The organism is Streptomyces sp. NPDC007875 (genome assembly GCF_042868035.1).
GTDB classification, from domain to species: domain Bacteria; phylum Actinomycetota; class Actinomycetes; order Streptomycetales; family Streptomycetaceae; genus Streptomyces; species Streptomyces antimycoticus.
This window is the reverse complement of sequence record NZ_JBIADZ010000001.1, coordinates 616,432-642,302: the sequence shown is the minus strand read 5'-3', so window position 1 is coordinate 642,302 and position 25,871 is coordinate 616,432. Positions and strand designations below refer to the sequence as shown.

General features: G+C 73.5%; 15 protein-coding genes. 11 read left to right on the top strand and 4 right to left on the bottom strand.

The features are described 5' to 3' along the window. The first annotated feature begins 241 nt into the window (after positions 1–241). The 5 genes from ACFYOY_RS02715 (at position 242) to moeZ (ending at position 6,552) form a co-directional block, all read left to right on the top strand. Positions 242–2,062: a DUF3492 domain-containing protein gene (locus ACFYOY_RS02715; RefSeq protein WP_388584360.1), complete on the top strand. Its 1,821-nt coding sequence runs from the start codon at positions 242–244 to the stop codon at positions 2,060–2,062. Further along, positions 2,059–3,366, top strand: a complete 1,308-nt coding sequence (locus ACFYOY_RS02710) for a hypothetical protein (RefSeq protein ID WP_351879807.1) — start codon at positions 2,059–2,061, stop codon at positions 3,364–3,366. Before ACFYOY_RS02715 ends, ACFYOY_RS02710 begins: the two co-directional genes overlap by 4 nt. A gap of 114 nt (positions 3,367–3,480) precedes the next feature. Further along, positions 3,481–4,533: an NAD-dependent epimerase/dehydratase family protein gene (locus ACFYOY_RS02705; protein WP_351879810.1), complete on the top strand. Its 1,053-nt coding sequence runs from the start codon at positions 3,481–3,483 to the stop codon at positions 4,531–4,533. Beyond that, positions 4,521–5,288 carry a spherulation-specific family 4 protein gene (locus ACFYOY_RS02700; protein WP_351879813.1) on the top strand — a complete coding sequence of 256 codons (768 nt, stop codon included), beginning with the start codon at positions 4,521–4,523 and terminating at the stop codon, positions 5,286–5,288. Before ACFYOY_RS02705 ends, ACFYOY_RS02700 begins: the two co-directional genes overlap by 13 nt. A gap of 85 nt (positions 5,289–5,373) precedes the next feature. After that, positions 5,374–6,552 (top strand): adenylyltransferase/sulfurtransferase MoeZ, encoded by a 1,179-nt coding sequence (gene moeZ, locus ACFYOY_RS02695; protein ID WP_093464510.1) that lies wholly within the window; start codon positions 5,374–5,376, stop codon positions 6,550–6,552. A gap of 79 nt (positions 6,553–6,631) precedes the next feature. Here the strand turns inward: moeZ and ACFYOY_RS02690 are convergent, their stop codons facing one another. The 3 genes from ACFYOY_RS02690 to ACFYOY_RS02680 all read right to left on the bottom strand — a co-directional run bounded on the left by ACFYOY_RS02690 (position 6,632) and on the right by ACFYOY_RS02680 (position 12,740). Then, positions 6,632–8,236 (bottom strand): alpha/beta hydrolase, encoded by a 1,605-nt coding sequence (locus ACFYOY_RS02690; RefSeq protein ID WP_351879817.1) that lies wholly within the window; start codon positions 8,234–8,236, stop codon positions 6,632–6,634. A gap of 91 nt (positions 8,237–8,327) precedes the next feature. Beyond that, positions 8,328–9,836: an alpha/beta hydrolase gene (locus tag ACFYOY_RS02685; RefSeq protein ID WP_351879820.1), complete on the bottom strand. Its 1,509-nt coding sequence runs from the start codon at positions 9,834–9,836 to the stop codon at positions 8,328–8,330. A 141-nt stretch (positions 9,837–9,977) separates the two neighbouring features. Next, a complete protein-coding gene (locus ACFYOY_RS02680) occupies positions 9,978–12,740 on the bottom strand; it encodes a lysylphosphatidylglycerol synthase transmembrane domain-containing protein (protein WP_351879823.1) in 2,763 nt (920 codons plus the stop codon). Between the two features lie 200 nt (positions 12,741–12,940). Between ACFYOY_RS02680 and ACFYOY_RS02675 the strand changes: the two genes are divergently transcribed. The 5 genes from ACFYOY_RS02675 (at position 12,941) to nudC (ending at position 23,182) form a co-directional block, all read left to right on the top strand. Continuing rightward, the gene (locus tag ACFYOY_RS02675; protein ID WP_388584591.1) at positions 12,941–13,330 is read left to right on the top strand and encodes an MGMT family protein; all 390 of its coding nucleotides are present in this window, start codon (positions 12,941–12,943) and stop codon (positions 13,328–13,330) included. A 274-nt stretch (positions 13,331–13,604) separates the two neighbouring features. Next, a complete protein-coding gene (locus tag ACFYOY_RS02670; RefSeq protein ID WP_351880969.1) occupies positions 13,605–16,823 on the top strand; it encodes an ATP-dependent DNA helicase in 3,219 nt (1,072 codons plus the stop codon). A gap of 179 nt (positions 16,824–17,002) precedes the next feature. Further along, entirely contained in the window at positions 17,003–20,737 is a 3,735-nt protein-coding gene (locus tag ACFYOY_RS02665) for an ATP-dependent DNA helicase (protein WP_351879829.1), read from the top strand. 54 nt (positions 20,738–20,791) lie between these two features. Next, the gene (locus ACFYOY_RS02660; protein ID WP_388584354.1) at positions 20,792–22,195 is read left to right on the top strand and encodes a dipeptidase; all 1,404 of its coding nucleotides are present in this window, start codon (positions 20,792–20,794) and stop codon (positions 22,193–22,195) included. A gap of 51 nt (positions 22,196–22,246) precedes the next feature. Then, entirely contained in the window at positions 22,247–23,182 is a 936-nt protein-coding gene (gene nudC, locus ACFYOY_RS02655; RefSeq protein ID WP_351879835.1) for an NAD(+) diphosphatase, read from the top strand. A 1-nt stretch (position 23,183) separates the two neighbouring features. On the opposite strand, the gene ACFYOY_RS02650 is transcribed toward nudC, so the two are convergent. Beyond that, complete coding sequence (locus ACFYOY_RS02650; protein WP_020868579.1) at positions 23,184–23,426, bottom strand: mycoredoxin; 243 nt, start codon at positions 23,424–23,426, stop codon at positions 23,184–23,186. A gap of 147 nt (positions 23,427–23,573) precedes the next feature. Here ACFYOY_RS02650 and ACFYOY_RS02645 point away from each other — a divergent pair, with 147 nt between their 5' ends. Further along, positions 23,574–25,871, top strand: a complete 2,298-nt coding sequence (locus tag ACFYOY_RS02645; RefSeq protein ID WP_388584350.1) for an ATP-dependent DNA helicase UvrD2 — start codon at positions 23,574–23,576, stop codon at positions 25,869–25,871.

The window sequence follows — 25,871 nt, the reverse complement described above, 5'->3', positions numbered from 1 at the left end:
GGGGCGCCGGCGGCCGGCCGGCCGGGTCGGGGGGTCGCGGGCGGCTCCTCGCCCTTTTGGGGGGTCCCACTGCTTTTTTGCCCTTTGGGGGGCGGGGGGGCCGCCGGGGGGGGGGCGCGCCCCCCCCCCCCCCCCCCCCCCCGGGGCTCTGCGCGCATAACGTGCTCCCGCTGCCTGACGGCGGCCGCCGCCGGTGACGGCGGCAGGACGACGGCCCGTTTGGGAGATCGGGGGTGCGCTCATGCGCGTGGGACTGCTTACGGAGGGTGGCTATCCGTACGCGATCGGTGATGCGCGGGTGTGGTGCGACCGGCTGGTGCGCGGGCTCACCCAGCACGAGTTCGAGGTGTACGCGCTGAGCCGCGGCCCCGGTCAGGAGGCCGGAGGCTGGGGCGATCTGCCGCGCCATGTCGGCCTGGTGCGCACCGCGCCGCTGTGGGGAGAGCCGGAGCGCCGGCGGGGCGGGCGGGGCGGCCGCCGGCAGCGGCGGCGGTTCGCCGAGCACTTCGGGGAGCTGGCCGCGGCGATCAGCGCGCCTTACGGTTCCGGCGCGCCTCATGGCTCCGGTGTGCCCGGCCGCTCCACTGCCGAGGCGGACCGTTTCGCCAATGGTCTCCACGGCCTCGCCGACCTGGCCGGGGAGTACGGCGGGCTGTCCGCCGCGCTCCGCTCCGAGGACGCCGTAAGGACGCTGGAGCGGGCGTGCCGCACCCTGGGGGCGCAACACGGCGCCCACCAGGTGCGGGTCGCCGATCTGCTGACCGTCACCGAGGCGCTGGAGCGCGCGCTGCGCCCGCTGTCGCTCGACTGGTACGGCGACGGCGCCGGAGGCGATCCGGGGCTGTCCGGCGTGGATCTGTGCCACGCCGCGACCGGCGGCGCGGCCGTGCTCCCCGGGCTGCTGGCCAAGCGCCGCTTCGGCACACCGCTGCTGCTCACCGAGTACGGCGTACGGCTGCGCGAGTGCTATCTGGCGGGCGCGGCCGACGCGGCGGGCGGCCGGCCGCTCCCCGGGCCCGTACGGACCCTGCTGGCCGGGTTCCACGGCCGGCTGGCCGCCGAGGCGTACGCCCGGGCGGATCTGATCACCCCGGGCAATACGCATACGCGCCGCTGGCAGGAACGGTGCGGCGCCGAGCGGGAGCGGCTGCGCACCGTCTATCCGGGCATGGACGCCGCCCGCTTCGCGGAGGTCGGCGAGCAGGGCGCGGCCCAGTCCGGCGGCGACGACCGGACGCTGGTGTGGGTGGGCCGCATCGAGCCCGCCAAGGACGTCATCGCCCTGCTGCACGCCTTCGCGGAGGTGCGCCGATGGCAGCCGGACGCCCGGTTGAGGATCATCGAGACCCGGCGCGGCGAGGATCCGGGGGCGGACGGCTATCCGGCCCACTGCCGGGCGCTGGCCGAGCATCTCTTCCCCGACGAGGCGGCGGACGCCCACTCCGCCGGTGACAACCCGGTCTCCTTCGAGCGGCTCGGTGACCCCGAGGTGCCGACCCTGGCCGACGCCTATGGGGCGGGCGGTGTCGTGGTGCTGTCCAGCGTGGTCGAGGGCTTCCCGGTCGGGCTGGTCGAGGCGATGTTCTGCGGCCGGGCCACGGTGTCCACGGATGTGGGCGCGGTGTGCGAGGTCATCGGCGGCACCGGGCTCGTGGTGCCCCCGCGCAATCCCCGGGCGCTCGCGGATGCGTGCCTGGCGATGCTGGGCGACCCCGAGCGCTGCGCGCGCCTGGGCGCCGCCGCACGCGCCCGTGCGCTGGAGCTCTTCACCGTCGAGCAGAACGTCGCGGCCTTCCGCGGGATCTATCTGGAGCTGATGTCGCACTGCCCGGTGCGGCGCGAGGAGGTCGGTGAGGGCGGCGGGCCGCTGCCGTTCGCCCGCCCCGCCGAGGCCCATGTCCCGGGGCGCTGGACCGCGGGCCGCGAGGGCGACGGCTTCGGACATCGGCTGCCCGGCCCGCTCGCCTCCCGATCCGCTCCCGAGCACACCCCCACCTGGGCCACCCCACCGCCGCGTGAGCCGCTGGGCGTGGGCCCGCGGCCGTCCGAGGAGGGCCTATGACCACGCCTCCCCGGTGGAACGGCCCGTTCGATCCGGCCTCCTCCGACCGTGGCCTCGGCGCCCTGTCCGAGGTCCGGGTGCCGGTCTCCCGGCGGCCGGACGAGGCATCCGCGCGCACCGGCGCCGGGAGGGGACAGGGGAAGGGACGGCGGGGGCCCGCCGATCCGGTGCGGGCGCTGATGCACCACCACCACGACCTGTGCGCCCGCGCCGTCGATCCACTGGAGATCGCCGCCGGGCTGGAGGTCCATGGTGTGACGGACCGCACCGCCGCGCGCTTCCGGCACCGCGATGTCTTCTCGCTCGCCGAGGAGTTGTACGCACGGGTGCCGCACGCCGAGGAGCCCGCGCCCCCGGCCGCCCCCGCGCCGGGGCGCGCGCTGGCGGCGCGCATGGCGCTCGGGGCGCTGTGGCTGGTGCCGGGCGCCCTGTGCGCGGCGACCGCCTCCGCCCTCCGCGTCGGTGCCATCCGTAAGGACGCCACCGTCGGCCTCGCCGTGGGCGCGGGCGGCGCCGCCCTGACGGTCATCGCGCTGTGGCTGTGCCTGCGTCGCGGGCCCCTGCGCGTCCATGGCAGCGGACGCGGGGGCCGTATTGCGTACGCCCTCGGCGCCGGCTGGCTCCTCGGCTACGCCGCCGCCGGGGACTGGCTGCTGACCGGGCTCCTCGACGGACGCCGTCCTTACGAAGCGGGGCCCGCGACGGAGGCCGCCGTCCTCCTCGCCGTGGCCGTGGCGCCGGCCGCGTGGTGTGCCCGCTGGTTCGCCGTAAGGGCGCGCCGCAGGCTGGCGGTCAGTCGTGGGCTGGAGGAGTTCGCGGCGGGGGTGCGCCCGCTGTTCGCGGGCGTGGTGACGGCCTTCCTCTGCGGTCTGACGGCCCTGGTGCTCGCGGCCCGGCTCACGGTGCCCGGATCACCTCCCGTCGCCACGCCGCCCTCGATGGCCGAGGCGGCCGTCGTGGCGCTCTGCGGGCTGCTGTTCCTCGCCCGGCTGCTCGCCGTCCACGGCTTCCGCAGGGCCGCGCTCATCGGCACCGCCGTGGCCTGCGCGGTCCAGGCCGCGGCCCTGGCGACGGCCGCGGCCGCCCGGCTGCCGGGCGCCGCGCCGCTCGGCGCGCCCGTGGCACGGCTGACCGCCGCCCACGGCACGGCCGCCATCCCCGCGGCCGCCTGCGGCGTCGCCGCGCTCGCGCTGCTGATCTACGCGTTCGGCGCCCTGTGCCGGGCCTCCGCCCACGGCGGCCCCGGCGCGCGTACCGCCCGTACCGCCCCTGCCACCGGAACCGCCCCGAACCGCGCGCCGTAAGGCGCCCACCGAACCCGCCACCCCCCGTCCTTCCCCCCCCTCAATGAGTCCGAGGAGCAACCACATGAGCTGCGACACGACCGATCAGCGCGCCGGCACGGGGAGGCGCGACCGATGAGAGTCCTGTTGCTCGGATCCGGCGGATTTCTCGGCCGCTACGTCGCCGAACACCTGCTTGCCGACCCCGCCGTCCAGCTCACCGCGCTCGGGCGCGGCGATGACGCCGATGTGCGGTTCGACCTCTCCAACGGCAGCCCCGGGGCGCTCACCCGCTTCCTCAACGCGGTCCACCCCGGCGTCGTGATCAACTGCGCCGGGGCGACCCGCGGCGGGGCGCGCGAGCTCACCCGGCACAACACCGTCGCCGTGGCGACCGTCTGCGAGTCGCTGCGCCGCAGCGGCTGCGGCGCCCGCCTCGTCCAGATCGGCTGCTCCGCCGAGTACGGGCCCTCGCAGCCCGGCTCGTCGACCGCCGAGGACGCCGTGCCGCGCCCCGGCGGCCCGTACGGCGTGAGCAAGCTGGCCGCGACCGAGCTGGTGCTGGGCTCCGGGCTGGACGCGGTGGTGCTGCGGGTCTTCTCGCCCGTGGGGCCCGGCACTCCGGCCGGTTCGCCGCTGGGGCGGCTCGCGGAGGCGATGCGGCGCGCGATGCAGTCCGGGGAGAGCGAGCTCAAGCTGAGCGGCCTCGGCGTGCAGCGCGACTTCGTGGACGTACGGGACGTGGCGCGGGCGGTCCACGCGGCCTCGCTGTCGGCCGCGCAGGGCGTCGTCAACATCGGCAGCGGGCGCGCCGTACGGCTCCGCGAGGCGGCCTCCGTGCTCGCCCGGGTCGCGGGCTTCGGCGGCGCCCTGCACGAGATCGACGGCCCGCCGGGGCGCGTCGCGGCCGCCGCCGGCCATATCCCGGCGCCCGCCCACCCCCATGGCACGGCCCATGCCCATGCCACCGCCCACGGCCACGTGCCCACCCACCCCCAGGCGGCGGCCGAGCACGGCGGCGTCCCGGGAGGCTCCGGCAACGCGACGACCTATCCCTATCCGGACGGCTGCGGCAGCTGGCAGCAGGCCGATGTGCGCACCGCCCGCGACCGGCTCGGCTGGCGCTCCCGGATTCCGCTGGAGGAGTCCCTCGCCGACATCTGGATGGAGGCGGCATGTCGCATCTGATCCCCACGGGCCCCTCGCAGGACGCCCCGGTCATCGCCGACCGGCTGGGCTTCGGAGTGCCCGGCTACGCCCACCCCCTGGTCGCGCCCACCGAGTGGGCCGAGCTCACCCGCCCCGGCACGCCCCTGCACTGGGCGGTCCTCAACGTCTCCCGCGGCCCCGGCACGAGCAGGGATCCGCACTGCCTTACGGCGGCGTCGAGGCTGCGCGCCACGGGCGTACGGGTGCTGGGCCACCTCGACCTGCGGTGCGGCACCCGCCCCTTCGGCGAGCTGATCAGTGACGCGAACCACTTCCTGGACTGGTACCAGGTCGACGGCTTCTGTCTGGACCGCTGCCCGGTGGACCGCCCCGGTCTGCCGGAGGTCCGCCGTACGGCAGCCACGCTGCGGGCGCTGCTGGGTGGGGCGTATCTGGTGCTCGGCCAGGGCATCCATCCCCATGAGGGCTATATGGAGCTCGCCGATCAGCTGGTGACCTTCCGGGGTTCGTGGGCGGACTACCGCTGGTCCCAGGTGGCCGAGTGGACGGCGGGGTATCCGCCCGAACGGTTCTGCCACCAGGTGCACGGCGTCCCCCGCCGCCATCTCGAGGAAGCGCTGAGGATCGCCCGCTGGCAGGGCGCGGGCACGATCTACTTCACCGACCGTACGGCCCATCCTGAGGGGCGGACCTGCGCGGATTCCCCCTGGAAGACCCTGCCCGGCTACTGGGACGAGATTGTCTCGCGACTCGGACCACGTGTCATGGAATGAGATGGGGCGTGGCAGTGTTACGAGAAGAAAACCTCCCCGCTCACGCGGGGGTGAACCGTTTGCTCCCTTCCCTTACGGAGTCCCCGTGTCGCTGCCACCGCTGGTCGAGCCGGCTTCCGAGCTCACCGTCGACGAGGTCCGCAGGTACTCACGCCATCTGATCATCCCGGATGTCGGGATGGACGGGCAGAAGCGGCTGAAGAACGCCAAGGTGCTCTGTGTGGGCGCGGGCGGCCTCGGCTCTCCGGCCCTGATGTACCTCGCCGCGGCCGGCGTGGGCACGCTCGGCATCGTGGAGTTCGACGAGGTCGACGAGTCCAATCTGCAGCGCCAGATCATCCACAGCCAGGCGGACATCGGCCGCCCCAAGGCGGAGTCCGCCCGTGACTCGGTCCTCGGCATCAACCCGTACGTCAACGTCGTGCTGCACGAAGGCCGCCTCGAGGCGGACAACGTGATGGAGATCTTCTCCCAGTACGACCTGATCGTGGACGGCACCGACAACTTCGCCACCCGCTATCTGGTCAACGACGCGTGCGTGCTGCTGAACAAGCCGTACGTCTGGGGCTCGATCTACCGCTTCGACGGGCAGGCGTCGGTCTTCTGGTCCGAGCACGGCCCCTGCTACCGCTGCCTGTACCCGGAGCCCCCGCCCCCCGGCATGGTCCCGTCCTGCGCCGAGGGCGGCGTGCTGGGCGTGCTGTGCGCCTCCATCGGCTCGATCCAGGTCACCGAGGCCATCAAGGTGCTCACCGGCACCGGGGACCCGCTGGTCGGGCGTCTGATGATCTACGACGCCCTGGAGATGACCTACCGCCAGGTCAAGGTCCGCAAGGACCCGGACTGCGCGGTCTGCGGTCCGAACCCGACCGTCACCGAGCTGATCGACTACGAGGCGTTCTGCGGTGTGGTGTCGGAGGAGGCCCAGGAGGCGGCGGCCGGTTCGACGATCACTCCCAAGCAGCTCAAGGAGTGGATCGACGACGGCGAGAGCATCGACATCATCGATGTCCGCGAGCCGAACGAGTACGAGATCGTCTCGATCCCCGGCGCCCGGCTGATCCCGAAGAACGACTTCCTGATGGGCGGCGCCCTCCAGGACCTGCCGCAGGACAAGAAGATCGTCTTGCATTGCAAGACGGGTGTCCGGTCGGCGGAGGTCCTGGCCGTCCTGAAGTCCGCGGGCTTCTCCGACGCCGTCCATGTGGGCGGCGGCGTGATCGGCTGGGTCAACCAGATCGAGCCCGACAAGCCGGTCTACTGATCTCCTGACGCACCGGGCACCAGGGGGCCGGACCGCCGCGCCGACGGCGATCCGGCCCCCTGGCCGTTCCGTGAGCCCCTTACCGGCAGGTCGTGCCGCCCGCGGGCACCTTCCCGTCCAGCAGATAGGCATTCACGGTCTTCGTCATACAGGCGTTGCCGCTGTTGTACGCGCCATGGCCCTGCCCCCTGTACGTGACCTCGACGCCCACGCCCTCGCCCAGCTCCTCGACCATCTTCCGCGCCCCCTCGTACGGGGTGGCCGGGTCGCCGGTGTTGCCGACCACGAGGATCGGCGCCGAGCCCTTGGCGCTGACGTCCGGGGTGTCCGTGGTGCCCTCCACCGGCCAGTCGGTGCAGCCGAGCAGGCCCCAGGCCAGATACTCGCCGAAGACCGGTGACGCCTTACGGAAGCGCGGCAGCTGCGCCTTCACATCGGTCACCGTGTAACGCTGCCTGTCGTCCACGCAGTTGATGGCGGCATTGGCGGCGTTGACGTTGCTGTAGTGGCCGTCATCGTCGCGGCCGGACATCGAATCCGCCATGGCGAGCAGCAGATTGCCCTCGTCGAGCTGCATCGCCTCCTGCAGCCCGATCGTCAGGTACTTCCAGCTCTCCTTGTCGTAGAGCGCGGCGGCGATACCGCCCAGCGCCCCGTCCTGGGTGAGCTTGCGGCCGCTCTCGGTGGACAGCGGCTTCTTGTCGAGCCTCTTCAGGAAGTCGACGATCCGGTCCGTACCGGCCGCGGGGTCGCCGCCGGTCGGGCAGGCCGTGCCCTTCTTGGCGCAGTCCTTGAGGTAGTTGTCCAGTGCGAGCTGGAACCCCTTCGCCTGGCCGTAGGAGCCCTGCTCGGGATCCTCGGTGGGGTCGACCACGGCGTCCAGGACCGCGCGTCCCACCCGGCCGGGGAAGAGGTGGGCGTAGACGCCGCCGAGTTCGGTGCCGTAGGAGATGCCGAAGTACGACAGCTTGTCGTCGCCGAGCACCTGCCGCATGAGGTCCATGTCACGGGCGGCGCTCACGGTGTCCACATGGGCGAGCACCGTGCCGGAACGCTTCTGGCAGCCCTTGATGAACGCCCTGGCGTCCGCCATCGCCGTTTTGACCTCGGCGTCGTCGTCCGGAGTGCCGTCGACGGAGTCGGAGGCGTCGATCTGCTTGTCGCTCTGGCAGGTCACCCCGGCGCTCTCCCCGACCCCGCGCGGATCGAAGCTCACCAGGTCATAGCGTGAGCGCAAGGTGTCGTAGGCGGCGGCGAAACCGGGGAGCGAGGAGACACCGGAACCGCCGGGTCCGCCGAAATTGAACACCAGGGAGCCGATGCGCTTGCCCGGCCCGTTCGCCTTGGCACGGATCATGGCCAGACCGATCGTCTCGCCCTTGGGCTTCGCGTAGTCCAGCGGCGCCTTGAGCGTGGCGCATTCCCACTCGCCTCCCGGCTTCTCGCCGGTGCCCTGGATCGCGGTCGGGGCAGGGCAGGACGACCAGTTGAGCTTCTGACCGGTGAGCGAGCCCGGCAGCCCGGAGCCCGAGGGCGCGGCCGGGGCCGGCGTCGAGGGCTTGGCCGACGCCTTGCCCTGCTCGCTTCCCCCGTCTCCGTCGCAGCCCGCGACGGCGATGAGGGCGACCATGGCGGTCATGGAGACCAGCGCCCTGGTCCGTATGGTGCGTGGGGAACTCGGCATATCCGGAGATCCTATGAGGAGGCGGGGGCGGAATCGTCCGTACTTCTTCTCAATGCCGTCACGGTTCGCGCGGCGGGCCCGGGCGCGGACCCTAGCCGCAGACCTTGCCCTTCTCCGGCACCTTGCCCTGCAGCAGATAGGCGTTGACGGTCTTTCGGACGCAGGCGTTGCCGCCGTCGTACGCCCCATGGCCCTCGCCCTTATAGGTGAGCTCGACCCCGACCCCGGGCCCCAGCTCCTTCGCCATCCGCCCCGCACCCTCGTACGGGGTGGCCGGGTCACCGGTGTTGCCGACGACCAGGATCGGGGCGGCCCCCTTGGCGCTGACGTCGGGTGTGGTCCAGGCGCCGCGGACCGGCCAGTCGGTGCACTGCGTCAGGCCCCACGCCATCATGTCGCCGAAGACGGGGGAGACCTTACGGAAGGCGGGAAGCTTCCGCTCGATGTCCGGGACCGTGTAGCGCTGCTTGAAGTCGGCGCAGGTGACGGCGGTCAGCGCGGACTGCAGGGTGCTGTAGCGGCCGTCCGGGCCGCGTCCGTTCAAGGCGTCGCCCAGGGCCAGCAGGATTCTGCCGTCGCCCTGTTGGGCGCCCTCGATCCCCTGGGTGAGGTACTGCCAGTAGTCCCGGGAGTAGAGGGACTGCGCGATGCCGCCGTCGGCCAGGGACTCGGTCAGCTTCCGGCCGCCGTAGCCGCGCACCGGGCGACGGTCGAGCCGCTTCAGCAGCGTGCGGATCCGGGGCTGGGTGGGGCAGCTGTAGACGCTGCTCTTGGTGCATGCCTTCAGATAGTCGCTGAGGGCGCGCTGAAACCCCTTGGCCTGGGCGAGCGCGCCCTGCTCGGGTGTCTGCATGGGGTCCACGACTCCGTCGAAGAGGGCGCGCCCCACCTGCTTCGGATACAGATGGGCGTAGACGCCGCCGAGTTCGGTGCCGTAGGAGACGCCGAAGTAGTGCATCTTCTTGTCGCCGAGGACGCGCCGCATGAGGTCCATGTCACGGGCGGCGTTGGTGGTGCCGACGTAGGGCAGGATCGTGCCGGAGTTCTTCTCGCAGGCGGCGGCGTAGGTCTTGACCCGGCGGATCTGGCTCTTCACCTCGGCCTTGTTGTCCGGGGTCGAGTCGGCGGCGTAGTAGGCGTCGAGCTGTTTGTCCCCCAAGCAGCGCACCCCGCTGCTGCGGCCGACTCCGCGCGGATCGAAGCTGACCAGGTCGTAGCGGGTGCGCAGTTGCTTGTAGCTGTTGGCGAGGGCCGGGAGGGTGGCCACGCCCGAACCGCCGGGGCCGCCGAAGTTGAAGATGAGCGAGCCGATCCGGTGGCGCCGGTCGGTGGCCTTGGCGCGGATCATGGCGATGCCGATGGTCCGGCCGTGCGGCTTGCGGTAGTCCAGCGGTGCGTGGAGCGTCGCGCACTCCCACTGCCCGCCCGGGGCCTTGGTGGCGGCCGCGTCCTGGTTGGGGGAGGGGGCGGGGCAGCTGGACCAGTCCAGCTTCTGATGGGCCGAGGTGTCCGGCCGTCCGCCCCCGCCACCGCATCCGGCGGCCAGGACGGCCAGCAGCAGGGCGGTGGACAGCGCACCGAGGCGCAGGGGTCGGGACACGGCGGCTCTCCCGGGGGTGGCGGCGTATCGCCATCCTGCGGGCGGCGGGCGCCCCCCGCGCGCACAGCGGGGGCGTACGGGTGAGAAGGGTGCCGGGCGGCCGGTGCCCGCGGGAGGGCTCCGGCGGGGCGTCCAGGGCCCCTACAGCGCCTCTTTGCGGGTGAGGTGGGTGAAGGCCACCCAGCCGGGCAGCACCGGCAGCCAGAAGACCATCAGCCGGAAGAGCAGGACCGCGGGCGCGGCGGTCTCGTACGGCAGCCCGGCGAAGGTCAGACCCGCGATCAGGGCGGCCTCGACCGCGCCTACACCGCCGGGGGTGGGCGCCGCCGACCCCAGGGCGTTGCCCGCGAGGAAGACGACGGCGATGCTCGCATAGCTCAGCTCACCGCCGAACGCCCGGATCGCGGAGTCGAGGCACATCACGTTGGCGGCGGTCAGCAGCAGGGTGCCGCCGATGCCGGTGAGCAGCTTCTTGGGCCGCTGCAGCACGTCCAGCATGCGCGGGACGACGCCCGCGAACAGCGACCGCACCCGGGTGGACACGAACTTCCGCAGGACGGGAATCGCGGTCACCACAAGGACCAGCACGGCGGCCGTCAGCAGCCCGGCGATCACTGTCCGGGACGGCGAGAGCGCCGGGGTGCGCTCGGTGCCGGTGATGTAGCCGAAGGTCAGCAGCAGCACGATATGGCTGGCGAGCCCGAACAGCTGGGAGGCGCCCACACTGGCCACCGCGAGCCCCGGCCGCACCCCCGCGCGCTGCAGGAAGCGGGTGTTGAGGGCGACGCCGCCGACCGCCGCGGGCGCCACCAGCTTCACGAACGAGGCGGCGACCTGCGCCAGCACCGTCCGCGGCAGCGGCACCTTCTCCGGGACGAAGCCGAGCAGGCTCAGCGCCGCGGCCAGATAAGTGAGCGCGGAGAAGACGAGCGCGAAGAGGACCCAGATCCAGTTGGCCTCGCCGACCAGGGCGCCCAGCTTGAGATGGGTGAACTGGGACAGCAGGAAGTACGCGGCGAAGGCCCCCGCGCAGAAGCTGACCAGGGTGCGCGGCTTGATGCGCTCCAGCCGCTCGGGCTCTATCGGCGCCTGCGGCCTCACCAGCAGCACCTGCTGCCGGATCTGGGAGAGCAGATCCTCCTCGCGGGCGTCCTCCATCGCCTCTTCTATGGCGCGCTTCTCCGCCTGCTTCTCGGCCTTGCTGGTCCTGCGGTCGCTGATGGGCGCCTCCGGGGCCCCGGCCTCCTGGGCCGTCTCCTCGGCCTCCCGCGCCTCCTTGGCCTCCTTGGCGGCGTGTGACGCCTCCAGGACGGCATCCCGCTGGCGCTGGGCGCGCTCGCGCGCGAGCTGCCGAAGGGTCGCGCGCGAGCCCCGGCCGAGCGCCAGGGGCTGCAGCAGCGGCAGGCTGTCGGCGACCGCGTCCGGGCCGAGGACCGCCACCGCGGCGGCCACGGAGCGCTCGGCGCCCACGCGCAGGCCCAGGGTGGTCAGCAGCTGTGCGACGTCCATCCGCAGCACCACGTCACCGGCCGCGATCTCACCGCCGCGCAGATCGGTAAGGATGACCGTGCCGTTGCGGTCGACCAGCAGGGCGTCGCTGTCCAGCCGCCGGTGGGCGATGCGCCGTGACTGGAGCGCCTGGACCTGGTGCCACGCTCCGGCCAGCAGCTCGTCGGTGATCGCCTCGTCCGGCAGGGCGTGCAGCGGACGCCCGCCGACATGCTCGTAGACCAGCATCACGGCGTCCGGGCCCAGCTCGGAGGTGGCGATCAGCTTGGCCGCGTTGGCGCCGGCCGCGATGGCCGCGTAGGCGAGCAGCGCCTCCTGTTCCAGGGCCTGGCGCAGCGACTGGAGGCTGCGGGGCGGGGTGATCGTGCGCAGGGTCAGCCGCTGCCAGACGCCGTAGAAGAAGCCCTGGGCCTGCTGCTCCCGGTCGACCACGGTGACGTCCAGGGGCGGGCCGTCCTCCAGGGTGACCAGATAGCGGCGGCTCCGGTCGCCGTGGCCGCCGTGCTCGTCCTCGGGCTCCTCGGCGCGCATGGCGCTGACCGGGTTGAAGCCGACGCGGCGCAGACCGGCGAGCAGGTTCTGGCCCGTGGGGCGCACATTGGGGGAGCCGACCGCGTAGAGCGTGCCGTAGGCCACCGCCCAGCCGATGAGCACCGTAAGGATGATCGAGAACGGTGTGGTGTAGCCGCCCACGAGCACCGCGAAGGCGTCGAGCAGCAGGACGCACCACATGGCCACCCGCCAGCGCGGGCGCCGGGCCATGCCGACGGCCGTCATATAGGCGATGACAGGGGCGAGATAGCCGTGCACGGGGTCGCTGAACGCGCCGCCGGGGGCGGGCTGGGTGAGCGCTTCGCGGATCGAGCCGGGGGCGGCTCTGGCGACCCACAGGTCCGTGGCGAGGGACACCCCGTGGGCCAGCACCGCGGCCAGCACACCGTCGGCGATCCGCAGCCCGTCCCGTTTGATCAGCCGCTCGAAGGCGAAGGCCACCGGCAGGACGAGGACGGCCACCCCGGCCGTGAGCCCCGCGAAGTCGATCAGAAGCGGGGGCGCCTGGTTGGCGCCGTGCCCGATGTCCTTCTCCAGACCCGCGGTGGTGCCGTGGGCGAAGGCCGCGATGGCCAGTACGACGGCCATGCCGAGGACCCCGAGCAGCAGCCGCAGCAGATCGGCGGGGCGGTGGACACGGGCGGGCAGCAGCGGCTCGTCCCCGGAGACCCGGTCCACATGGCCCTCCGGTCCGTCCGGGCCGCAGTCATCCCCCGCCTCCGGGGGCTCCTGCCGGCCGCCGGACGGCGCCTTGGAGTGCGGCAATGACTCCGGGGTGCGGGCCTCCTCCTCCGGAGGCTGCGCACCCTGCTGCTTCGCCGTCTCTTCTTGATCTCGTATCACCAGTCACCGCCCGGAAGATGGTGGCATGCCCGGGCTGCGGAGGGGGGCATCAGGGTGCATTTCGGGGACGTGAACCCCGAATGGTACGCCCTGCTCAGGATTCCCGCACAATGCGTGATCGAACCGCAATCCGCCCCGGAGCGGGCCCCTCGCCACCGCTCGCGGGGCGCTCGGCGCGGCTGTCGCAGGGGTGCGGCAGGATGGGGCGGATGAGCCGAGAGAGTAGGGAGCCGGGAGACGGGGACGGCGCTGACGAGCTGCCCGAGTACGCCGAGCGGGTGCTGGACGTGGCCGAGTCGATTCCCTCCGGCCGGGTGATGACCTACGGGGACGTCGCGGAATGGCTGGAGGAGGGCGGGCCGCGCCAGGTGGGGCGGGTGATGGCGCTCTACGGGGGCGCCGTGCCGTGGTGGCGGGTGGTGCGCGCGGACGGTGTGCTGCTGCCCGGCCATGAGCTGCGCGCCCTTGACCACTACCGCGAGGAGGGCACCCCGCTGCGCGAGGCGGCGCGCTCGGCCGAGGGCCACGTGCCGCGGATCGACATGGCCAGGGCTCGGTGGGACGGGGGCGGGCAGGACCACGGCCGGTAGTGGGGCCGCATGCGGTGGCGTTCCGGGCCTGTGGCGGCCGTACCGGTGTGTCGTGCGCGCGATGCCGGATCGATGTGCGGCGGGCCCGCGGTCGTCGTACCGGCGGTATCCACAGCCATCCGGGTGAGGTCCCGCCGTGCATGAGAGGCTGTCCCGCACCCAGCCAACCCACCAGGACCGGCGATCCAACGTGAGCTCCTCCCCCTCGTCCCTTCCGCGGCAGCGGCAGGCGCGGCAGCCCTCCTCACGGCAGTCGGCCTCGGGCGTCTACCGCCTGCTCCGTCATCGGCCGGAGCCCGGAACCCTTCCTGCCCTGGACGCACGGCAGCGCGCTGTGGTTGAGCATCGGGGCGGTCCTTTGCTGGTGCTCGCCGGGCCCGGCACGGGCAAGACGACGACGCTCGTGGAGGCGGTGGCGCGCCGGGTGCGCGAGGGCGCGGACCCCGAGCGGCTCCTGGTGCTCACGTTCAGCCGTAAGGCCGCCGTCGAACTGCGCGACCGCATGGCCGCGCGCCTGGGCGGCGCGAGCGCCCCGCGGGCGACGACCTTCCACTCCTACTGCTACGCCCTGGTCCGCGCCCACCAGGACGTCGATCTCTTCGTCGATCCGCTGCGGCTGCTCTCCGGACCGGAGCAGGACGTCGTCGTCAGGGAGCTGCTCGCCGGGCAGGCCGAGCTGGCGCGCGAGGGCCGGGCCTTCGTCCGCTGGCCCGACGACCTGCGCGCCTGCCTGACCACGCGGGGCTTCGCCGACGAGGTGCGCGCGGTGCTCGCCCGCAGCCGCGAGCTGGGCCTGGGCCCACGGGCGCTGGGGGAGTTCGCCGAGCGCACCGGGCGCCCCGACTGGTCCGCCGCGGCCGGTTTCCTCGCCGAGTACCTCGACGTCCTGGACGCACAGGGGGTGCTGGACTACGCGGAGCTGGTACACCGCGCGGTGCTGCTCGCCGGGCGGCCGGAGGTCGCGGCCGAGCTGGCGGGGCGGTACGACGCCGTGTTCGTCGACGAGTACCAGGACACCGACGTGGCCCAGGGCCGGCTGCTGGGGGCGCTCGCGGGCGGCGGCAGGACCCTGCTCGCCTTCGGCGACCCCGATCAGTCGATCTACGCCTTCCGCGGCGCCGACGTGGGCGGCATCCTCCGCTTCCGCGAGGACTTCCCGCGGGCGGACGGCCGGCCCGCCGACATGGAGGTCCTCACCGTCTCCCGCCGTTCGGGGGCCGCCCTGCTCGCGGCCACCCGGCGGATCACCGGCCGGATGCCGCTCACCCGGCTGCCCGCGCGAGCCGTAAGGGCGCATCGGGAGCTCGCGGCCGCCCGTGACGGCGGCCGAGTCGAGGCGTACACGTACCCCACCGCGGGCGCCGAGCTCGACAACGTCGCCGACATCCTGCGCCGCGCCCATCTGGAGGACGGGGTGCCATGGCGCGAGATGGCCGTCCTGGTGCGCGCCGGGGGGCGCTCGATCCCCGGTATGCGCCGGGCGCTCACCTCGGCCGGAGTCCCCGTCGAGGTGGACGGCGATGACATCCCGCTGCGCCATGAGCCCGCCGTGGCTCCCCTGCTGACCGCGCTGCGCGCCGCCGCCACGGCCGCGCTGCCGGACAGCGGCGGGCTGTCCGCGGTCCTCGGCGTCGAGACCGCCCTGACCCTGCTCACCTCGCCCCTCGGCGGTATGGACGCCGCCGATCTGCGCCGCCTGGGCCGTGCGCTGCGCGAGGAGGAGCGGTCCGCCGGACGCGCGGTGCCGCGCCCCTCCGACGTCCTGCTCGCCGAGGCGCTCGCCGAGCCGGAGCGGCTGGCCGTCCACGACCCGGCGTACGCACGCGGCGCCCAGCGGCTCGGGCTGCTGCTGCGCACCGCCCGGGAGGCGCTGGCCCGGGGCGGCACCGCCGAACAGGCGCTGTGGCAGCTGTGGGACGGCACCTCCTGGCCCGGCCGTCTGGAGCGGGCCGCGCAGCGCGGCGGCACCGCCGGGCGGAACGCGGACCGCGACCTCGACGCGGTGTGCGCGCTGTTCGAGACCGCCGCCCGCGCCGAGGAACGCACCGGCGGCCGTGGCGCCCTCAACTTCCTGGAGGAGATCGACGCCCAGGACATCGCCGCCGACACCCTCTCCCGACGGATGGTCCGACCCGACGCCGTACGGCTGATGACCGCCCACCGCTCCAAGGGGCTCGAATGGGCCCTGGTGGTCGTCGCGGGCGTGCAGGAGGGGCTGTGGCCCGATCTGCGGCGGCGCGGCTCGCTCCTGGAGGCCGACCGGATCGGCCGGGACGGGCTGGCCGAGCCGCTGCCGCCGGGCGCGCTGCTGGCCGAGGAGCGGCGGCTGTTCTACGTGGCGGCGACCCGCGCGAAGGAGCGGCTCGTGGTCACCGCCGTCAAGGCCGCCTCCGAGGACGGGGACCAGCCCTCCCGTTTCCTCGCCGAACTGGGCGTCGCGCCCACCGACGTCACCCAGCGGCCGCGCCGCCCGCTGTCCGTCGCCGCGCTCGTCGCCGAGCTGCGCGCCACCACCGTCGACCCGGACGCCTCGGAGGCGCTGCGCGACGCCGCCGCGCGTCGGCTGGCGCGGCTCGCGGCGCTGCGCGACGAGGAAGGCAGGCCGCTGGTCCCGGCCGCTCACCCGCACCGCTGGTGGGGGCTGCACGAGCCGACGCACAGCGAGGTCCCGCTGCGCGACCGGGACCGGCCGGTGGCGCTGTCCGGCAGCGCGCTCGACCAGCTCGTCAACACCTGCTCGCTACAGTGGTTCCTGGGGCGCGAGGTGAAGGCCGACGCGCCCTCGACGGCCGCCCAGGGCTTCGGCAACGTCGTGCACGTCCTGGCCGACGAGGTCGCCTCCGGCCGCACCCCGGCCGATCTCTCGGTCCTCATGGAGCGCCTGGACTCCGTATGGGACGCGCTCGCCTTCGACGCCCCCTGGAAGTCACGACAGGAGAAGGAACAGGCACGAGCGGCCCTGGAGCGTTTTCTGCACTGGCATGTGATGGAGCGCGGTGGCCGCACCCCGGTCGCCACCGAGCACTCCTTCGACGTCACTCTCGAAGCCGACGTCTATAAGGTGCGCATCCGCGGCAGCATGGACCGCGTCGAGACGGATGGCGAGGGGCGCGCCTACGTCGTCGACTTCAAGACCGGCAAGCAGGCCGTGACCCGTGGCGATGTCGAGCACCACCCCCAGCTGGCGGCCTATCAGCTGGCGGTGCGCGAGGGCGCCGTCGACGACCTCTTCGAGGGCGGGCGCCCCGAGCCGGGCGGCGCGGAGCTCGTCCAGCTGCGGCAGGGCGCCGCCAAGAAGGACGGCGGTGACGACGTCCCCAAGGTCCAGGCCCAGGAGCCGCCGGACGGGGAGTGGGTGGGGCAGTTGCTCGCCACCGCGGCCGGGCGCGTCCTCGACGAGCGGTTCACCCCGACCACGGGCGACCACTGCGAGCGCTGCGCCTTCCGCGGCGCGTGCAGCGCGCGGGCGGAGGGGCGCCATGTGGTCGACTGACGGTTTCGCGTATCGCGCTGGGGCCGCGCGGTACGGGGCTGGGGCTGTGGGGCACCGGGCTGACGTCTTTGAGTACCTGGCCGAGGCCCCGTGGCGCCCGGCCTGGACCCCGGGGCGGCCGCCCACCGGGGCGGCGAGGGCGGCGGGGCATGTCGGTGGGCACCGATAGCCTCACTGGAGTGTCAGCCCGCATCACCGATCCCGAGGAGCTCAAGGAACTTCTCGGGATCCCGTTCACCCCTGAGCAGGTGGCGTGCATCATCGCACCGCCCGCCCCGCAGGTGATCGTCGCCGGGGCGGGCTCCGGCAAGACCACGGTGATGGCCGCCCGCGTCGTCTGGCTGGTCGGCACCGGACAGGTCGCGCCCGACCGGGTGCTCGGCCTCACCTTCACCAACAAGGCCGCCGGAGAGCTGGCCGAGCGGGTCCGTAAGGCCCTCGTCACGGCGGGCATCGTGGACCAGGACCCGGATCCGGGCGCCACCGAGGAGGCCGCGGGCGAGCCCGTCATCTCCACGTACCACGCCTTCGCCGGACAGCTGCTCAAGGACCACGGGCTGCGCGTCGGCCTGGAGCCGAGCGCCCGGCTGCTCGCCGACGCCACCCGTTTCCAGCTCGCCGCGCGGGTGTTGCGCTCGGCCCCCGGCCCGTATCCGGCACTCACCCGCCCCTTCTCCGACCTGGTCACCGATCTGCTCGCGCTCGACGCCGAGCTCGCCGAGCACCTCGTCCCCGCCGGGCGGCTGCGCGCGTACGACACCGAGCTGCTGCGGACCCTGGAGGGGACGCGGCTCACCAACGAGGCGCTGCGCAAGGTGCCCGAGGCCGCCCGCGCCCGCCAGGAGCTGCTGGGCCTGGTGGAGGCGTACCGCGAGGAGAAGCGGCGCCGCGATCTGCTCGACTTCGGCGACCAGATCGCCCATTCGGCCACCCTGGCCCTCGACCACCCGGAGGTCGGCCGGATCCTGCGCGAGCAGTTCGCGGTCGTCCTGCTCGACGAGTACCAGGACACCTCGGTCGCCCAGCGGCTGCTGCTGTCCGGTCTCTTCGGCGGCGGCACCGGACACCCCGTCACCGCCGTCGGCGACCCCTGTCAGGCCATCTACGGCTGGCGCGGTGCCTCCGTGGCCAACCTGGACGACTTCCCCGAGCACTTCCCACACGCCGATGGCAGCCCGGCGCGGCGCTTCGCGCTCAGCGAGAACCGGCGCAGCGGGGGCCGCCTCCTGGACCTCGCCAATGGGCTGGCCGCCCCGCTGCGCGCGATGCACGAGGGCGTCGAGGCGCTGCGCCCCGCGCCCGGCGCCGAGCGGGACGGAGCGGTGCGCTGTGCGCTGCTGCCCACCCACGCCGAGGAGCTGGCCTGGCTCGCCGACTCCATCGCCCACTTGGTGCGCACCGGCACCCCACCCGGTGAGATCGCGGTCCTGTGCCGTACGGCGGGTGACTTCGCGCAGATCCAGGGCGCCCTGGTGGAGCGAGACGTTCCGGTCGAGGTGGTGGGCCTGTCGGGGCTGCTGCATCTGCCGGAGGTCGCCGATCTGGTGGCCGTCTGCGAGGTCCTCCAGGACCCGGGGGCCAACGCGGCGCTGGTCCGTCTGCTCACCGGGCCGCGCTGGCGGATCGGCCCCCGCGACCTCGCGCTGCTCGGCCGTCGCGCTCGCGCGCTGGTCTCCCACGGCGGGCCGGACGGTGCACAGGACGATCCGGACCTACGGCTCGCCGAGGCCGTCGAGGGCACCGACCCCTCCGAGGTGATCTCCCTCGCCGACGCGCTCGACACCTTCCTGGAGGCGGGCGGCGGCCCGGACGACGGGTTGCCCTTCTCGGCCGAGGCACGGATCCGGTTCGCCCGGCTCGCCGCAGAACTCCGCGAACTGCGCCGCACGCTGGCCGATCCGCTGATGGACGTGCTCCACCGGGTCCTGGCCACCACCGGCCTCGAGGTCGAGCTCTCCGCCTCACCGCACGCCCTGGCCGCGCGCCGCCGGGAGACGCTCGGCAACTTCCTGGACGTCGCGGCCGCCTTCGCGGGCCGGGAGGGCGGCGCGGCCGTGGAGGGCGGGGCCACGCTGCAGGGCTTCCTTGGCTTTCTGCGCACCGCCGCGCAGTACGAGAAGGGGCTCGACAACGCGCTCCCGGGCGGCGAGGACACGGTCAAGGTGCTCACCGCCCACAAGTCCAAGGGGCTGGAGTGGGACGTGGTGGCGGTGCCGGGGCTGGTCGCCAAGCAGTTCCCGAGCGAACAGTCCCGCGAGTCCTGGACGGCGAACGCGAAGGTCCTGCCGCATGAGCTGCGCGGGGACGCGCGGACCCTCCCGGACGTCACCGCCTGGGACAGCAAGGGGATCGCGGCCTTCAAGGACGCCATGAAGGGGCATCAGCGGACCGAGGAGCTCCGGCTGGGCTATGTGACCTTCACCCGGCCGCGGTCGCTGCTGCTGGGCTCCGGCCACTGGTGGGGCCCCACCCAGAAGCGGCCGCGCGGCCCGTCGGCCTTCCTGGACGCGCTGCGCGAGCACTGCGAGGGCGGGTACGGCGAGGTCGAGGCATGGGCCGAGCCGCCGGAGGAGGGTGCGGAGAACCCGGCCCTGCGGGAGTCGGCGGCCGACCGGGCCTGGCCGCTTCCGCTGGACCCGGCCGCGCTGCGCCACCGGCGCCGCGCGGCCGATGTGGTGCTCGCCCATCTGGCGCGCATCGAGATGGCGGGGGAGCGGCCGACCGCGCATGACGAGGACGGGCACCCCTCGGCTGACGGGGACCCGTTCCCGGAGCCCCCGGACGACCTGCAGCCACCGGAGGAGCCTGAGCCCCTGGAGGACCCGGAGTGGCCCGAGCCTCCACCGGAGGAGTCTGAGCCCCTGGAGGACCCGGAGTGGCCCGAGCCTCCGGAGGACCCTTACGAGGACGCGGACACGCACGCGGACGAGGGCCCGTACGGCGAGGCGGCCGGCGAGCCGTACGCGCCATACGAGGACGAGCCGTACGGCGATGGGCCACACGCCGATCCTTACGGCGCACCGGAACCCGGTGTGCCGGATATCACGCGAGAACCGGCCGAGGACGGGCTGGCGCCCGAGGAGGCCCGGCTGGCCGGTTCCTGGGACCGCGATCTGGACGCGCTCGCCGGGGAGCTGCGCCGCGCCCGCGAGACCGTGCACGAGGTGCCCCTGCCGGGGACGCTCACCGCTTCCCAGCTGCTGCGCCTCGCCGCCGACCCGGACGGCTTCGCACGGGAGCTGGCCCGTCCGATGCCCCGGCCGCCGCGCCCCGCCGCGCGGCGCGGCACCCGCTTCCACGCCTGGGTCGAAGCGCGCTTCGAGGAGCTGTCGCTGCCCTTCCTCGGCCCCGACGAGCTGCCGGGCGGCGAGGAAGACGAGGCGGAGATCGCCGACGAGCGGGATCTGACCGCGCTCAAGGAGGCGTTCGCGCGCACGCCGTATGCCCGTCGCACCCCTTACGGCGTGGAGGTACCGGTCCAGCTGACCCTGGCGGGCCGCGTCATCCGCGGCCGGATCGACGCGGTGTACCGCGCGTCCGGAACGGGCCCCGACGGCGGCCCGCGCTACGAGATCGTCGACTGGAAGACCGGCCGCTCACAGGACGCCGACCCGCTCCAGCTGGCCATCTACCGCCTCGCCTGGGCCGAGCAGCACGGACTGCCCCTGTCGGCGGTCACGGCGGCGTTCGTGTACGTGCGCAGCGGTGCGGTCGTGCGCCCCGCCGGGCTGCCCGGCCGGGCCGGGCTCGAGCGCGTCCTGCTCGGGGAGCCGGGCGGCGGGACCGGCGGCGGGCCGCTCGGCGAGCCGGAGGAGGGGGACGTGAATGTGGCCGGGGACGGGGCCGCGGACGAGGGCGCGACCGGGAATGACCGTATTGACGCCGAAACCGTCACCGAGAGCGAGCGCTCATGAGCGCCCCGGAGGCCCCCGCCCGCGTCCCGCCGCGGGCCGGATAGGCTCACATCCATGAGCAACACCCCGGACACGGACAACGCCGTTCGCGCCTATGTGGACAGCCACCGCGCCGCCTTTCTCGCCGAACTCTCCGAGTGGCTGCGCATCCCGTCCGTATCCGCCGACCCGGCCCGCGCCGACGACGTCCGGCGCAGCGCCCAGTGGCTGAGGGACCACCTGGCCGCGACGGGCTTCCCGGTGGCTGAGATATGGGACACACCGGGCGCCCCGGCTGTATTCGCCGAGTGGCCGTCCGGCGATCCCGACGCCCTTACGGTGCTCGTCTACGGTCACCACGACGTCCAGCCCGCCGACCGCGAGGACGGCTGGCGCACCGACCCCTTCGAGCCCGTCATCGAGGACGGCAGGCTCTACGCCCGCGGCGCCGCCGACGACAAGGGGCAGGTCCTCTTCCACACCCTGGGGATACGGGCGCATCTCTCCGTGACCGGCCGCAGCGCGCCCGCGGTGAACCTCAAGCTGCTGATCGAGGGCGAGGAGGAGTCCGGCTCCCCGCACTTCCCCGAGCTGGTCCGCGCGCACGCCGACCGGCTGGCCTGCGACACCGTGATCGTCTCCGACACCGGAATGTGGTCCGAGGACACCCCGACCGTCTGCACCGGCATGCGGGGCCTCGTCGACTGCCAGATCGATCTCCATGGCCCCGGCCAGGACATCCACTCCGGCTCCTTCGGCGGCGCGGTCCCCAACCCGGCCACCGAGGCCGCCCGTCTGGCCGCCGCGCTGCACGACGCCGACCGTAAGGTGGCCATCCCCGGCTTCTACGACGGTGTCGTGGAGCTGACCGACCGCGAGCGTGAGCTCTTCGCCGAGCTGCCCTTCGACGAGGCGGGCTGGCTGCGGACCGCGCATTCGCGGGCCACGCTCGGCGAGGCGGGGTACTCCACCCTGGAGCGGATCTGGGCCCGTCCGACCGCCGAGGTCAACGGCATCGGCGGGGGCTACCAGGGGCCGGGCGGAAAGACCATCGTGCCCTCGGCCGCCCAGCTGAAGCTGTCCTTCCGGCTGGTGGCAGGCCAGGACGTGGAGAAGGTCCAGTCGGCCGTACGGGACTGGGTCGCCGCCCAGCTCCCGGCCGGTATCCGCCATGACATCACCTATTGGGGCGCCACCCGCCCCTGTCTGACCCCGCTGGACCACCCCGCGCTCCAGTCGGTCGTCCGGGCCATGGGGCGCGCCTTCGGCCAGAAGGTCCGCTTCACCCGAGAGGGCGGATCGGGCCCCGCCGCCGATCTCCAGGACCTCCTCGGCGCCCCGGTGCTCTTCCTGGGCATCTCGGTGCCGTCCGACGGCTGGCACGCGCCCAACGAGAAGGTCGAGCTCGGCCTGCTCATGAAGGGCGCCGAGACGGCGGCCCATCTTTGGGGCGATCTCGCCGAGAATGGACGGGATTAGCTCGCTTATGTACGTAAATCACCCATTTCGCTGGGGGAGTTGGAAGCAACCGTGACCACCTGGACCGACCACGCCACCGACCGGCCGATCACGCTCAGTGCCCCGAGCGGCATCGACCGCTCCGCGCATCACCGCCTGGACGAGGCGTGGCTGGCGGCGGCGTGGAGCCACCCGACGACGCGTGTCTTCGTGGTCTCCGGCGGCCAGGCCCTGGTCGACGACACCCCGGACGGCCGCACCGAGCTCGTCATGACCCCGTCCTTCGAGGCCCCGCCCACCGAGAACCACCGCTACTTCCTGGGCACCGACGAGGAGGGCGTGCGCTACTTCGCGCTGCAGAAGGATTCCCTGCCGGGGCGGATGGACCAGTCGGCACGCCCCGCCGGGCTGCGCGAGGCGGGCGCGCTGCTGTCCGAGCGCGACGCGGGGCTGCTGGTGCACGCGGTCGCGCTGGAGAACTGGCAGCGGCTGCACCGCTTCTGCTCACGCTGCGGTGAGCGCACGATGATCGCGGCGGCGGGCCATATCCGCCGCTGCCCCGCGTGCGGGGCCGAGCACTACCCGCGGACCGACCCCGCCGTGATCATGCTGGTGCGGGACGAGCAGGACCGTGCGCTGCTGGGGCGCCAGGTGCACTGGCCGGAGGGGCGCTTCTCGACGCTGGCGGGCTTCGTGGAGCCGGGCGAGTCGATCGAGCAGGCCGTGGTCCGCGAGGTGGCGGAGGAGGCGGGTGTCACGGTCGGCGAGGTCGCGTACGTTGCCAGCCAGCCGTGGCCGTTCCCGTCCAGCCTGATGCTCGGCTTCATGGCGCAGGCCACGTCCTCCCTGATCGAGGTGGACGGGGAGGAGATCCACGAGGCGCGCTGGTTCTCCCGGGACGACCTGCGGGCCGCGATCGAGTCCGGGGAGGTCCTGCCTCCGTCCGGCATCTCGATCGCGGCCCGGCTGATCGAGCTCTGGTACGGCGAGCCGCTGCCGCGGGGCTGACTCAGACGCCGACCTTGGCCTTGACCTGCGCCAGGGACGGGTTGGTCAGGGTCGACCCATCGGGGAAGAGAACGGTCGGCACCGTCTGGTTGCCACCGTTCGCCTTCTCGACGAAGGCCGCGGACTCCGGGTCCTGCTCGATGTTGATCTCGGTGTAGGCGATGCCCTCGCGGTCCATCTGCCCCTTCAGACGGCGGCAGTAGCCGCACCAGGTGGTGCTGTACATCGTCACAGTGCCGGACATCGGTCTTCGCTCTCCTCGGGGTCGTGGTGGGTGGGCAGAAGGTGAACGCTCACCTTCCGCCGGTCATTCCCGGTATTCATATGACCGGAAGGCGATGGCTGTGGACAACCGGCACGGGGGTCCCAGGGGACCTGGCAGCATGGCGGGGTGACTGCAGCAACGTCCTCCACTCTGTTCCCGCAGGGCTCCACACCGGGTGCCTACGCGGCCACGCCGCGTGATGCCGACGCGGTGCTCGACGGGCTCGACCCCGAGCAGCGCGAGGTGGCGACGTCCCTGCACGGCGCGGTGTGCGTGCTGGCCGGGGCCGGCACCGGTAAGACCCGTGCCATCACCCACCGGATCGCCTATGGGGTGCGCGCGGGCATGCTCCAGCCCGCCAGCGTGCTGGCCGTCACCTTCACCAACCGGGCGGCGGGGGAGATGCGCGGCCGGCTGCGGCAGCTCGGCGCGGGCGGGGTGCAGGCGCGCACCTTCCACTCGGCGGCCCTGCGCCAGCTGCAGTACTTCTGGCCCAAGGCGGTCGGCGGTGAGGTGCCGCGACTGGTCGAGCGCAAGGTGCAGCTCGTGGCCGAGGCCGCCGCGCGGTGCCGGGTCCGGCTGGACCGCAATGAGCTGCGGGACGTGACCGGCGAGATCGAATGGTCGAAGGTCACCCAGACCGTGCCCGAGGACTATCCGGCCGTGGCCGCCAAATCCGGCCGGGAGGCTCCCCGCGACGCCGCCGAGATCGGCCGGATCTACGCCACCTATGAGCAGTTGAAGCGCGACCGCGGCGTCATCGACTTCGAGGATGTGCTGCTCCTCACGGTCGGTGTGCTCCAGGAGCGGCACGACATCGCCGATCAGGTGCGCCGTCAGTACCAGCACTTCGTGGTCGACGAGTACCAGGACGTCAGCCCGCTGCAGCAGCGGCTGCTGGAGCTGTGGCTGGGCGACCGGGACAGCCTGTGCGTGGTCGGCGACGCCAGCCAGACCATCTACTCCTTCACCGGCGCCACCCCCGATCATCTGCTGAACTTCCGCACCCGCCACCCCGGGGCCACCGTGGTCAAGCTGATCCGGGACTACCGCTCCACCCCCCAGGTGGTCCACCTGGCCAACGGGCTGCTCTCCCAAGCCCGCGGCCGGGCCGCCGAGCACCGGCTGGAGCTGGTCTCCCAGCGGGAGGCGGGCCCCGACCCGGTCTACGCCGCCTATGCGGACGAGCCGGCCGAGGCCGAGGGCACCGCCCGCCGGATCCGTGAGCTGATCACCCCGGTCGAGCAGGGGGGCGGGGGCGTCCCGCCGAGCCAGATCGCGGTCCTCTACCGGGTCAACGCCCAGTCGGAGCTCTATGAGCAGGCGCTGGCCGATGCCCAGGTGCCCTATCAGCTGCGCGGCGCCGAGCGGTTCTTCGAGCGGCCCGAGGTGCGCGAGGCGGGGCTGCTGCTGCGCGGCGCGGCCCGCGGAAGAAGTGCCGACCCGGCTCTGGCGGACGCCGACATCCCATCCCAGGTGCGGGCCGTGCTGGGCACCCGTGGCTGGACGCCCGAGCCCCCGGCGGGGTCGGGCGCGGTGCGCGACCGCTGGGAGTCCCTGGCCGCTTTGGTGCGGCTCGCCGAGGACTTCGCGGGCAGCCGCCCCGGGGCCACGCTCTCCGATCTGGTGGCGGAGCTCGACGAGCGGGCGGCGGCGCAGCACGCCCCGACCGTCGAGGGTGTGACCCTCGCCTCACTCCATGCCGCCAAGGGCCTCGAATGGGACGCCGTCTTCCTGGTCGGTCTCACCGAGGGGATGGTGCCGATCACCTACGCCAAGACGGACCAGCAGATCGAGGAGGAGCGCCGGCTGCTCTATGTGGGGGTCACCCGTGCCCGTCACCATCTGGCGCTGTCCTGGGCGCTCTCGCGGGCTCCGGGCGGCCGGGCCTCCCGCCGCCCCACCCGCTTTCTCAACGGGCTGCGGCCCGGCTCCCAGGCCGTGGGCGCCCGCACCCTCGGCGGGGCCGGCGGGATCGAGCGCGGGGCGGGGGCCCCGGGCGGCGGGGGCGGAGCGGTGCGCAGGCGGCGTGGTCCGGTCCACTGCCGGGTGTGCGGCCGGGCGCTGACCGACGCGGGCGAGATGAAGCTGATGCGCTGCGAGGGCTGCCCGTCCGAGCTGGACGAGGCGCTCTATGAGCGGTTGCGCGACTGGCGGGCGGAGCAGGCGGGCTTGCTGGGGCAGCCGGCCTATTGCGTGTTCACCGACAAGACACTGCTCGCGATCGCCGAGGCCGTTCCGGAAACCGAATCGGAGCTCGCCCGCATCGCCGGTGTCGGACGACGCAAGCTCGACCGGTTCGGAGTCGACGTTCTCGCGCTGTGCGCGGGGCGGGAACTGCCCTCGGCAGTCGGCGGCGAGGGCGACGACGGTGCCGGGGGAAGCCATTCGGGTGACCCTTGGCAAAACTCGACGGAAAAATAG

Bases quoted from the DNA above. Each gene is read 5' to 3' on its own strand.
- ACFYOY_RS02715 (WP_388584360.1), top strand. From the start codon at position 242: ATGCGCGTGGGACTGCTTACGGAGGGTGGCTATCCGTACGCGATCGGT.
- ACFYOY_RS02710 (WP_351879807.1), top strand. From the start codon at position 2,059: ATGACCACGCCTCCCCGGTGGAACGGCCCGTTCGATCCGGCCTCCTCC.
- ACFYOY_RS02705 (WP_351879810.1), top strand. From the start codon at position 3,481: ATGAGAGTCCTGTTGCTCGGATCCGGCGGATTTCTCGGCCGCTACGTC.
- ACFYOY_RS02700 (WP_351879813.1), top strand. From the start codon at position 4,521: ATGTCGCATCTGATCCCCACGGGCCCCTCGCAGGACGCCCCGGTCATC.
- ACFYOY_RS02690 (WP_351879817.1), bottom strand. From the start codon at position 8,236: ATGCCGAGTTCCCCACGCACCATACGGACCAGGGCGCTGGTCTCCATG.
- ACFYOY_RS02675 (WP_388584591.1), top strand. From the start codon at position 12,941: ATGGGGCGGATGAGCCGAGAGAGTAGGGAGCCGGGAGACGGGGACGGC.
- ACFYOY_RS02660 (WP_388584354.1), top strand. From the start codon at position 20,792: ATGAGCAACACCCCGGACACGGACAACGCCGTTCGCGCCTATGTGGAC.
- ACFYOY_RS02650 (WP_020868579.1), bottom strand. From the start codon at position 23,426: ATGTCCGGCACTGTGACGATGTACAGCACCACCTGGTGCGGCTACTGC.